The following is a 9,925-nucleotide window of genomic DNA, read 5'->3' as shown; positions in this document are numbered from 1 at the left end:
GCTCGTGGCCTGAAGAGGGCGCGAAAGCGGAAGTGCAGAAGGCGGGGACCCTCCTGCGGCAGAACCTGGCCGACACCCGCAGCCTGGTCCACGAACTTTCCGCGCCTGGCCTGGAGAGCGGACCGCTGCCCCAGGCCCTCGAACAGGCCGCCCGCCAATACCTCGACTCCGTGATCGTCCACGTCACCGGGGATCCCCGCCCGGTACCGGCCGAAGTTCGCCATGCCCTGGTGCGCGTGACGCAAAGCGCGGCGGCCAACATCAAGCTCCACGCCCACTCTCAACAGGCCAGTTTGACGCTTGGATTCCTGCCCGGGGCGGTCACCCTGGACGTGTTCGACGACGGCCGCGGCTTTGATCCCGTTGCGGTACCTCCGCCGTCGGAAAAGGGCGGCTACGGTCTGCGTGCCATGCGCCAACGGGTGGAACAACTCGGCGGGGTATTTTCGGTGGAGAGCTCCCCCGGAGAGGGAACCGTCGTAGCCGCGCAACTACCGCTGCCGGTTACAGAACCGGATCAAGCACACCAGTCGCCCATCAAGAAAGACTCCCCATGAACCCCATTTCGGTCCTGCTCGTCGATGACCATTTGGTGGTCCGCAGCGGACTCAAGGCGTTGCTCGGCACCCAGCCGGACATCACCGTCGTCGCCGAAGCCGCATCGGGCGAGGAAGCCCTCCTCATTGCGCAACAACACCCGGCCAACGTCGTCATGATGGACCTCGCCATGGGCCAGGGCATGGACGGAATCGAGGCGATCAAGCGGTTGCGCCAAGCGAGCAAGCAGCAAGCGGTATTGGTGTTCACCACCTATGATTCCGATGCCGACATCGTGAGGGCCGTGGATGCAGGTGCCATGGGCTACGTGCTCAAGGACGCCGCGCCGGAGGAGATCTTCGCCGCGGTCCGGGGCGCGGCCCAAGGCAAGAGCGTCATGAGCGCGCCTGTGGCCAGCAAGCTGTTCCAGCAATTGCGCAACCCGGACGAGGTCCTCACCCCGCGGGAAGCCGAACTGCTCAGCCTCCTCATTCAAGGCCTCAGCAACCGCGAGCTCGGCAAACGCCTGTTCATCTCCGAGGCTACGGTCAAGACGCATTTGGCGCACATCTACGCCAAGCTCGGCGTAGAGACAAGGGCCGCGGCGATTGCGGTGGCCATCCGCCGCGAGGGGATGCGTTAAGAAAAAATGCGGGTGCCGGTGTCGATTTGGCCGGTCGCCATTCGTATAGGGGGTGACCGGGCCGCAGAGAGCGGTCCGCAGGAGCAAGGGAGCATGTCATGCGCCAGATAAATGCCACGTTGTCCATCACCCTCGACGGAGTCATCCAGGGCCTGGGCCGTCCGGACGAGGACACCCGCGGTGGCTTCACCCACGGTGGGTGGGGCGGCAGGTACAACGACGAGGTCATGGGCCGTGAGATGGGCAAGGGCATGGCGAAAACCGCGGACATGCTGTTCGGACACCGGACCTGGACCGATTTCATCACCGCCTGGGGCACCCGCGCCGACGACAACCCGTTCACCGTGTACATGAACGCGGCATCGAAGTACGTTGTGTCAAGGACGCTGGAGAACGCCGACGCCTGGCAGAACTCCATTCTGCTCTCCGGCGAGGCCGCCGAGACGGTGGCCAAACTCAAGGCCGGGCCGGGCAACGATCTGACGATCATCGGCAGTGCGTCGCTTGTCCGCTCCCTGCACGCCGAAGGCTCATCGACAACTTCACGCTGCTGATCCACCCGCTCACCCTGGGTACCGGGACGCGGCTGTTCGAAGGTCCAGCCCCGCTGACCGAGTTCGAGCTCACCGGCTCCGTCACCACCACCAAGGGCGTCATCATCGCCCACTACACCCGCCGATAACGAAAGGGGTGGCCTCACGCGTGCCGGCCCATTCCCCAGCTACCGCGCCGGGTCTAAACTGACCCTATGTCCGACACCGCAGGTCGCAAGTTGTTTCAGCATTCAGGAACGGCGCTGATCTTCCGGGGAGCTTTGGCCCTTCTCTTGGCCTTCCTGGTCGCTTCCCTGCCGGTCGCCACGGTGTTTGCCCTCGTCTACGTGTTTGGCGTGTACGCCATGACCGACGGGCTCACCAACATGGCCCACTACTTCTACGATCCTGCACGGCACTCCCGCTGGAGCCTGATCGGCGGCTTCATCTCGGTCGCGACCGGCATCGTTGCCGTTTCGTGGCCGGGAATTACCGCCGCGGCACTAGGCGTCCTCATAGGAGCATGGGCCTTGGTCCTCGGGGTTTCGCAGATCATCCTTGCCATGGACACCAGGACGACGGTCAGGGCTTGGTGGATTTGGATGTTGACGGCGTTGGTCACAACTTTGTTTGGGCTCTTTGTGCTGGTCAATCCGGGCGCGGGATTCCTGGGCGTAGTGGCACTCCTCGCGACATACTCCGCGGTCAGCGGCGTTTTGTTGATCGCCTCCGGCATCAAGCTCCGCAGGCGCGCCTCCTCTTCGGTAATGCTCGCCCATTAGGCTTGCGGCAGCAATCTGCTGCGAGGGGATGCGCAAGGTCCCAAGTTCGGTAAGTTAGTGGCTGTGAAGATAGCTACCTGGAATGTAAATTCGCTCCGCGCACGTGCCGACCGCGTCGAGGCCTGGCTGCAGCGCAGTGACTGCGACGTCCTCGCCATGCAGGAAACCAAGTGCAAGGACGACAACTTCCCGTGGGAGCTCTTCGAGCGCATGGGCTACGAGGTTGCCCACTTCGGCCTGAGCCAATGGAACGGCGTTGCGATCGCCTCGCGCGTAGGGCTCGACGACGTCGAACGCACCTTTGTTGACCAGCCCGCCTTCGGAAAAGCCGGCAAGGATCCTGTCCAGGAAGCCCGTGCGATTGCCGCAACGTGTGGCGGCGTACGGGTGTGGAGCCTGTACGTTCCGAACGGCCGTTCCCTGGACGACGAACACATGCCGTACAAGCTCAAGTGGCTGGACACCCTGAAGGGCCACGCCGCCGGCTGGATCACGGAGAACCCCGAGACCCAGGTGGCGCTCATGGGCGACTGGAACATCGCGCCGCTTGACGAGGATGTCTGGGACATCGATTACTTCAGGGCGAACGCACTCACCCACGTCAGCGAACCCGAGCGCGAGGCCTTCCGGGCGTTCGAAACGGCCGGTTTCACCGACGTCGCCCGCGCCTACACACCAGGTCCCGGCGTCTACACCTACTGGGACTACACACAGCTGCGGTTCCCCAAGAAGGAGGGCATGCGCATCGACTTCGTCATGGCCTCCCCCGCGCTGGCCGCCCGCGTCACCGGGGCGTCGATCGACCGCGAGGAACGCAAGGGCAAGGGCGCCTCGGACCACGCTCCCGTGATCGTGGAGCTTACGGACTGAGTAGCAACAATGACGGAGGAGGCGGGCCCGCGATGAGCGGAAAGCTATACGGGAGCCAGGCAGGACTGCCCTTCTCTTCAGCGTTGCGCGTCTACGAACCGCTCGAAGCGTTCCCCGAAGACCAGCGGCAGCAGCTCGTGGCGAGCGTACCCGCAGCGGCTCGCGGGCCGCCGTCGAAAATGCCGAGCTGCTCGCTTCCCTCGGACGGGTCACCCGCAAGGGCGGGGACCCCTTCCCCACCGGGAGCACCGATCTGGTCCGCATCACACGGGTTCCTTCCGGAGACCGGAACGATCCCGACGCCGGGCGGCTGCTTTACTGCCCCAGCCAGCTGGTCATCCGGGCAGGATTGGCGGCCAACGCCTCATGGAAGGTATCCACGGACCGCTCGCGGACCTGCTCATCCCCGTGGACCAGCGCGACCGGCACCAGGCTCGCATCGACCGCATCAACGCCAGTCATGACGCGAAGCGGGTGCACACGCGGGCCTCCACGTGGGGGATCCCCTTCAGCTGGTTCTCGCTGTTCCAGGAATCGGACCGCAAGGATGTCGTGGAGTCCGGCGGCCGCATCCTGACGGTCAGGGTCTGGGCCTCACTGACCGATGCTCTGGACCGGGCACGCTTCGCAGTAGCCAACCTCGCCCTTGCAGCCCCGGACCTGGACATGCTGGACGACCTCACCCAGCTCACCGAATGGCTCGAGTTGTTCCATGTGCAGTCAATGGTCGAGCTGGACTACGGTGCAGTGGCGGACAAGGTGTACCCGGACGAGTCGCCCATGGACGTCAGGCTCGGCATCGAATGCCTGGCCGAGGGGGACATGACGGGAGCGGCCGCGGCGTATCGCAGGCTGGCTTCCCGCTGGATCCCCATCAGGCAGTTGGCCCGGGCTTCCTAGCTCCTGGGGCTCCTAGCTTTTGGGGCGCGGCGGGGCGGTGGTTTCCCGCACGATCAGCCGGTGGGCTGCTTTCATTGACCGCACGGAACCTGTGGCCCCGGCCAATTCGTCCAACAGCATGCGCGTGCCCAATTGGCCTTGTTCCACGGGGTCCTGGGCTACGGTTGTCAGCCCCATGGCCTCGGCGAATTCATGGTTGTCGATGCCGATGATGGACAATTCTTCCGGTACACGGACGCCACGACGGCGTGCCTGCAACATGGCCCCCATGGCCATTTCATCTGAGGCACAGAAGATCGCTGTCGGCTTGGGTCCAGGTTTGCTCCAGAGCTCGTCGAAGGCTTCCTGGCCACTGCCCACAGTGAAGTTTCCGAAGATGTCCCATTCTGGCGGCATCGAGAAGCCCGCGCTCGTCATGGCATCCGTGAAGCCGTCAACGCGCAGCCGCGGCACGGTGAAGTTCAGGTCGGAATCGTCCTGGCCGTGGAGCAGCGCGATCTCCCGATGCCCGAGGTTCAACAGATGCATGGTGGCTTCCACCGAGGCGGCGTAATCGTCGATGCCGATGCTGGGGCAATCCTCCACTGGACCGCCGACAATGACCAAGGGGATTTCGATCCTTTGGAGATCGGCAATTTCCTCAGGCGTCAGGGACATACAAAGGACCAGGAGCGCATCGATCTGCTTGTAGACCATCGTCTTGCTGAAGAGCCGTTCCCGCGCTCCGCGCTGGCCGCCCAAGTTGAACAGGGACAGGTTGTAACCGCGGGCGTGGAGCTCACGGTCCACGCCCTCGATGGCCTTGAAGAAGAACCAACGGTCCACGTAGGGGGCCAGGACACCAATCGTCCTGGTACGTCCCGTGGCCAGTCCCGAAGCAGACGACGACGCCACATACCCAAGTTCTCCCGCGACCCTGAGGATCTTCTCCCGGGTAGCAGGAGATACCCGGGGAAGGCCGCGCACTGCGCGGGAAACGGTGGCGGTGGAAACGCCAGCGGCCTGTGCGACATCCTCAATGCTGGCTCCTGCGTGGCCGCCACGCTGGGACCGTTCACTCGTTTTCGCCACTCAAGCCCCCTCAAGGAATCCGTGCGGAAGCCGGGGGTTCCTTCCCAGACGGCAGATAACCAGCGTATTCCGCCTGGCTGTCCTCCGCCGATTCCGCGACACTTATTTCGGCTCGCTGCTCACGTGATGCGCCTGGATGTCCGTGCCGGGAGCCGCCGGCGAAGCCGAAGCATCCCCCACAAGGCCAGCAGCACTGCCAGGAGGCCCAGGGCCCAGCCCAGTGCGGGCTGGGCCGTGAGTTCGGCGGCCACAGTGATGACCAGCAGGACCAAGGCCCAGAAGCCGAGAAAACCTATCACGAGGTCGAAATCTTCCGCCGATTTCACTCGCGAGTGCTGCTCCTTGGCCGGGCCGCCGATGGACGGCCCGGCCGAATCGGGAGTTTGCGTCATTTGACGGCGCCGGCTGTCAGGCCCGCCACGATCTTGCGCTGGAAGACCAGCACAAGGATCACCAGCGGAATCGTCACAACCGTTCCGGCTGCCATGACGGCGGTGTACGGCTCCTGGTGGGCCTGGGCACCGGCGAAGTAGGCGATAGCGACCGTGACGGTCTTCGTCTGGTCATTGGACAGCTGGCTCGCGATGAGGAACTCGTTCCACGAAGCGATGAACGCCAGGATGGCGGTGGTGAAAACAGCCGGCGCAGCGAGCGGCATGATCACCTTGCGGAATGCCTGGCCTTGCGTGCAGCCATCAATCCGGGCTGATTCCTCCAGCTCCCACGGCATTTCCCGGAAGAAGGACGTCAGGGTGTAAACCGTCAGGGGGAGAACAAACGAGATGTTCGGAATGATCAGCGCCTGATATGTGCCGTACCAGCCGATGTTCGTGAACAGCTGGAACAACGGAGTCACCAAGGCCACACCCGGGAACATCGAGGCCCCGAGGACAAAGCCGAGGACCAGGAACTTGAAGCGGAATTCAAGCCTGGACAAGGCATATGCCGCGAAAACCCCGAAAAGCAGGGCGACAACGGTGGTTACCCCTGCCACGAAGAGCGAGTTCAACAGGTTCCGGCCGAAGTGGTTGCCCAGGCTTTCGGAGAACACCGTGTTGAAGTTGTCCCAGGTGACGTGGGTGAAGAAAGGCGTCGAATCGAAGGTATATCCAACGTCGCGGAACGCGGTCACGATCATCCAGTAAAAGGGAATCAGGCACCAGATGAAGATGAGCCCTGCGCTGATGTACGTGCGCCCGCTCGCCCAGCGTTCCCGCCGTCGGGCAGCTGTCTTAGGCGCGGAGTCAATGCTCACGGCGGTCATTTGTCCTGCCCCTTGGTGGTCTTGGGTGTGGCTGAGGCGACTGCGTTGGCTCCCAGGAAACGAACGAAGATGAACGCAACGAGGAAGATGATCAAGAACGTGATAGTTGACAACGCCGCTGCTGAGTTGAATCCCTGACGGATCTGGTCAACAACCAAAATGGACAACGTTGTTGTGCCGTTCGAGCCCTGGGTCATGATGGCCGGGAGGTCATACATGCGCAGTGCGTCAAGGACACGGAACAGGACAGCCACCATGAGTGCCGGCTTCACCAGCGGCAGGGTGATCTGGGTGAAGCGCTGCCAAGCCGAGGCGCCGTCCACCTTCGCGGCTTCGTACACTTCGGCCGGGATGATCTGCAGGCCAGCCAAGATCAGCAGGGCCATGAACGGCGTCGTCTTCCAAACGTCTGAAATGATGATCGCCCAGCGGGCCGGCCATTCGCTGCCTGTCCACAGGATTGCGGTACCAAAGAGCTTGTTGGCGATTCCGTCGAAAGCGAAGATGAAGAACCACAGTTTCGCGGTCACGGCCGTTGGAATGGCCCACGGAACCAGGACTGCAGCACGAAGGGCGCTGCGGCCGCGGAACGTCCGGGCCATGATGACGGCCATCCAGAACCCGAGGACAGTCTCCAGGACAACGGTGACCGCCGTGAAGAAGAACGTCGTTCCGACCGCGCTCCAGAATTGGGCGCCGAGGGTGCCAGGAGCACAGGCAGCAGAGCCACATTGCTGGGCCAACCAGTGGACAAAGTTATCGAAGCCCGCGGGTCCGCCCTGGACGAAGACCTTGGTGACCGGGTCAAGGCCCTGGTCCTTCTGGAACGCCATGATAATCGCGTTGACCACCGGGTACACGATGACAACGGCAAGCAATACCAGGGCGGGGGAAATCAACCAGAACGCCCAGCGGCCTTGAGACGTGGCCGCCCGGTCCTGTCCTACTTCTTTTTGAACTTTTTTGGTTTTGGGGCTTGGTGTCTCTGGCGCCCGCTTAGGTTGCGCAAGGGTGGACATTTCCCCTCCTTCCGGAAATTGATGGCGTGCCCCCCGGGCGGCAGTACGCGTAAAGCGCCGGCCGCCCGGGGTTCACTGGAGGTGTCGCTATTGGCTGGCCGAGTTGATGGCCGTGTCCATATCCGTCATTGCTTGATCGACGGACTTGTCACCCTTGATGGCAGCGTAGGCGTTGTCCTGGATGGCTTTGGTGACAGCCGGGTAGAACGGCGTGACCGGGCGCGGCACGGCATTCGAGATCGAGGTCTTCAGCACCGGAAGGTACGGCAGCTGCTGGACCAGGGTCGGGTCGTCGTACAAGGAAGCGAGCACCGGGGCCAGCGAGCCCTGCGTTGCGTAGAACTTTTCAGTCTCTTCACTTGTCATGAAGGTCAGGAAGTCCTTGGCCGTTGCCTTGTGCGCCGAGTAGACGCTGACGGCGAGGTTGTGTCCACCGAGGGAAGAGGCGCCGGGGCCGCTCTTACCCGGGAGCGGAGCCATGCCGAAGGTGTCCTTCACCTTGGACGAACCGTCCGTCTTGGCGAGGTTGTAGACGTAGGGCCAGTTGCGCAGGAAGAGGAGCTTGCCGTCTTCGAAGGACTGCCGGCCCTGTTCTTCCTGGTAGGTCACGCCCTGCGTGGGGATGTTTCCGCTCTTGTAGGCGGTGACCAGGTTGTTGAGGCCGGCCTTCGCCGCCGCCGAGGTCACGGTGGACTTGCCGTCGTCGCCAACGATCGTGCCGCCGGCCGAGTTGATGGCTTCAGCCGCGTTCACGGTGAGGCCTTCATACTTGGCGAACTGTCCTGCGTAGCAGTCGATGCCGTTCGACTTCGCGATGGAGCACATGCTCATCATCTCGTCCCAGGTCTTGGGCGGGGTGGGCACCAGGTCCTTGCGGTAGTAGAGGATGCCGCCGTCCGAGGTCTGGGGTGCCGCGAAGAGCGTGTTGTTGTAGGTCGCCGTCTTGACCGTGGCGGGCAGCATCTTTGAGGTATCGATGCTCATCTTGTCCGTGAGCGGCTGCAGCCAACCCTTCGCTGCAAACTCGGCGGTCCAGATGACGTCCACGTCAACGACGTCGTAATTGACGTTCTTTGCCTGGAAGTTCTGGACCAAATCGTCGTGTTGCTGGTCCGCCTGGTCGGACTGCTCCTTGAAAGTGACCTTCTGGTCCGGGTGCGCCGCATTCCACTTATCGACGAGCGGGCGGACAACGTTGCTGTTGTCTTTGCCCTGGACGTAGGTGATTGGACCGCGTCCGTCGAGGTTCGCTGCGGCATCTCCGCCGCTTGAGGCTGTGCCGCCGCCACCGCCGCCACCACAGGCGGACAGGGACATGGCTAGCACGCCGGCAACAGCGGCCGGCAAAAGGTACTTGCGTGTGTTCATGCTGGGAACTCCTCAGTGAGTGGACCAGGTATTTCCGCTGTGCGGTTGATGTGGTGAGCCTCACATTAGTAAGCTTCCGGGTAGTAATGCAAGCGTTTACACAAAATATGTCATCGAGAGGAATCCAGTGCCGCACTCCCCGATCCCAACTCCCGGTTCCGACAATTCCGCGTGGTGGGCAAGCGCCGTCGTCTACCAGATTTATCCGCGCTCGTTCGCCGATGCCAACGGCGACGGAATGGGCGACCTTGCCGGGGTCACCGCGAAACTGCCCTATCTGCAAGAATTGGGCGTTGATGCCGTGTGGCTCTCCCCGTTCTACAAGTCACCGCAGGCTGATGCCGGATACGACGTAGCGGACTACCGGGCAGTGGACCCCCTTTTCGGCACGCTGGACGACTTCGACGCAATGCTGGAGAAAGCACACAGCCTGGGCATCAAGGTGATCGTCGACCTCGTGCCCAACCACACCTCGGACGAGCACGCCTGGTTCCGCGAAGCCCTCGCCGCAGCCCCCGGCTCCCCCGAGCGTGAGCGTTACATGTTCCACCCGGGCAAAGACTCCAAAGCGGGCTCCGGGGATGGGGCCCTGGCCCCGAACAATTGGAAATCCATCTTCGGCGGCCCCGCGTGGACGCGCCTGACGAACGACGACGGTACTCCCGGCGAGTGGTACCTGCACCTTTTCGACACGAAGCAGCCCGATCTTAACTGGGAGAACCCCGAAGTCCACGAGGAGATGCGCTCGGTGCTGCGCTTCTGGCTGGACCGCGGAGTTGACGGCTTCCGGGTGGACGTTGCCCACGGTCTGGTCAAAGAAGCCGGCTTGCCGGACTGGGAAGGCTCTGCCGCCATGGTCGAAGGTGGCCTGTCCGCACCGGGCGCCCACAGCGAAGCCGTCGAACCGCACACCGCACACCCCCACATCGCTGCCGGAG

The 9,925-nt window shown here is 63.1% G+C and carries 11 protein-coding genes and 1 pseudogene; 7 read left to right on the top strand and 5 right to left on the bottom strand.

The window, feature by feature from the left end:
- From AHiyo1_RS10115 to AHiyo1_RS10090, 6 genes and pseudogenes are all read left to right on the top strand, one after another.
- The coding region (locus AHiyo1_RS10115; protein ID WP_253257255.1) for a sensor histidine kinase at positions 1–557 on the top strand (557 nt) is incomplete at its 5' end.
- Complete coding sequence (locus tag AHiyo1_RS10110) at positions 554–1,180, top strand: response regulator (protein ID WP_059388483.1); 627 nt, start codon at positions 554–556, stop codon at positions 1,178–1,180. The genes AHiyo1_RS10115 and AHiyo1_RS10110, both read left to right, overlap by 4 nt.
- 98 nt (positions 1,181–1,278) lie before the next feature.
- A complete protein-coding gene (locus AHiyo1_RS26545) occupies positions 1,279–1,734 on the top strand; it encodes a dihydrofolate reductase family protein (protein ID WP_253257254.1) in 456 nt (151 codons plus the stop codon).
- Positions 1,735–1,952: 218 nt separating this feature from the next.
- The gene (locus tag AHiyo1_RS10100; protein WP_253257253.1) at positions 1,953–2,495 is read left to right on the top strand and encodes an HdeD family acid-resistance protein; all 543 of its coding nucleotides are present in this window, start codon (positions 1,953–1,955) and stop codon (positions 2,493–2,495) included.
- A gap of 63 nt (positions 2,496–2,558) precedes the next feature.
- Complete coding sequence (locus AHiyo1_RS10095; protein WP_059388485.1) at positions 2,559–3,365, top strand: exodeoxyribonuclease III; 807 nt, start codon at positions 2,559–2,561, stop codon at positions 3,363–3,365.
- A 32-nt stretch (positions 3,366–3,397) separates the two neighbouring features.
- Positions 3,398–4,265 (top strand): annotated as a pseudogene (locus AHiyo1_RS10090) (hypothetical protein).
- 12 nt (positions 4,266–4,277) lie between these two features.
- On the opposite strand, the gene AHiyo1_RS10085 reads toward AHiyo1_RS10090, so the two are convergent.
- The 5 genes from AHiyo1_RS10085 to AHiyo1_RS10065 form a co-directional block, all read right to left on the bottom strand.
- A complete protein-coding gene (locus AHiyo1_RS10085) occupies positions 4,278–5,336 on the bottom strand; it encodes a LacI family DNA-binding transcriptional regulator (protein ID WP_059388481.1) in 1,059 nt (352 codons plus the stop codon).
- A gap of 119 nt (positions 5,337–5,455) precedes the next feature.
- A complete protein-coding gene (locus AHiyo1_RS10080) occupies positions 5,456–5,695 on the bottom strand; it encodes a hypothetical protein (protein ID WP_059388484.1) in 240 nt (79 codons plus the stop codon).
- Positions 5,696–5,724: 29 nt separating this feature from the next.
- On the bottom strand, positions 5,725–6,600 hold the full coding sequence (locus tag AHiyo1_RS10075) for a carbohydrate ABC transporter permease (RefSeq protein WP_059388480.1): 876 nt from the start codon (positions 6,598–6,600) through the stop codon (positions 5,725–5,727).
- Positions 6,597–7,619 carry a carbohydrate ABC transporter permease gene (locus AHiyo1_RS10070; protein WP_059388479.1) on the bottom strand — a complete coding sequence of 341 codons (1,023 nt, stop codon included), beginning with the start codon at positions 7,617–7,619 and terminating at the stop codon, positions 6,597–6,599. Before AHiyo1_RS10070 ends, AHiyo1_RS10075 begins: the two co-directional genes overlap by 4 nt.
- An 87-nt stretch (positions 7,620–7,706) precedes the next feature.
- The gene (locus AHiyo1_RS10065) at positions 7,707–8,987 is read right to left on the bottom strand and encodes an ABC transporter substrate-binding protein (RefSeq protein ID WP_059388478.1); all 1,281 of its coding nucleotides are present in this window, start codon (positions 8,985–8,987) and stop codon (positions 7,707–7,709) included.
- A gap of 127 nt (positions 8,988–9,114) precedes the next feature.
- On the opposite strand from AHiyo1_RS10065, the gene AHiyo1_RS10060 reads away from it, so the two are divergent.
- The coding region (locus tag AHiyo1_RS10060; protein WP_445286205.1) for an alpha-amylase family glycosyl hydrolase at positions 9,115–9,925 on the top strand (811 nt) is incomplete at its 3' end.

Origin of the sequence: Arthrobacter sp. Hiyo1 (assembly GCF_001263615.2) — a bacterium.
Taxonomy (GTDB): Bacteria; Actinomycetota; Actinomycetes; order Actinomycetales; family Micrococcaceae; genus Arthrobacter.
Note: the sequence above shows the minus strand (reverse complement) of the source record. Positions and strands in the feature narration are given on the sequence as shown.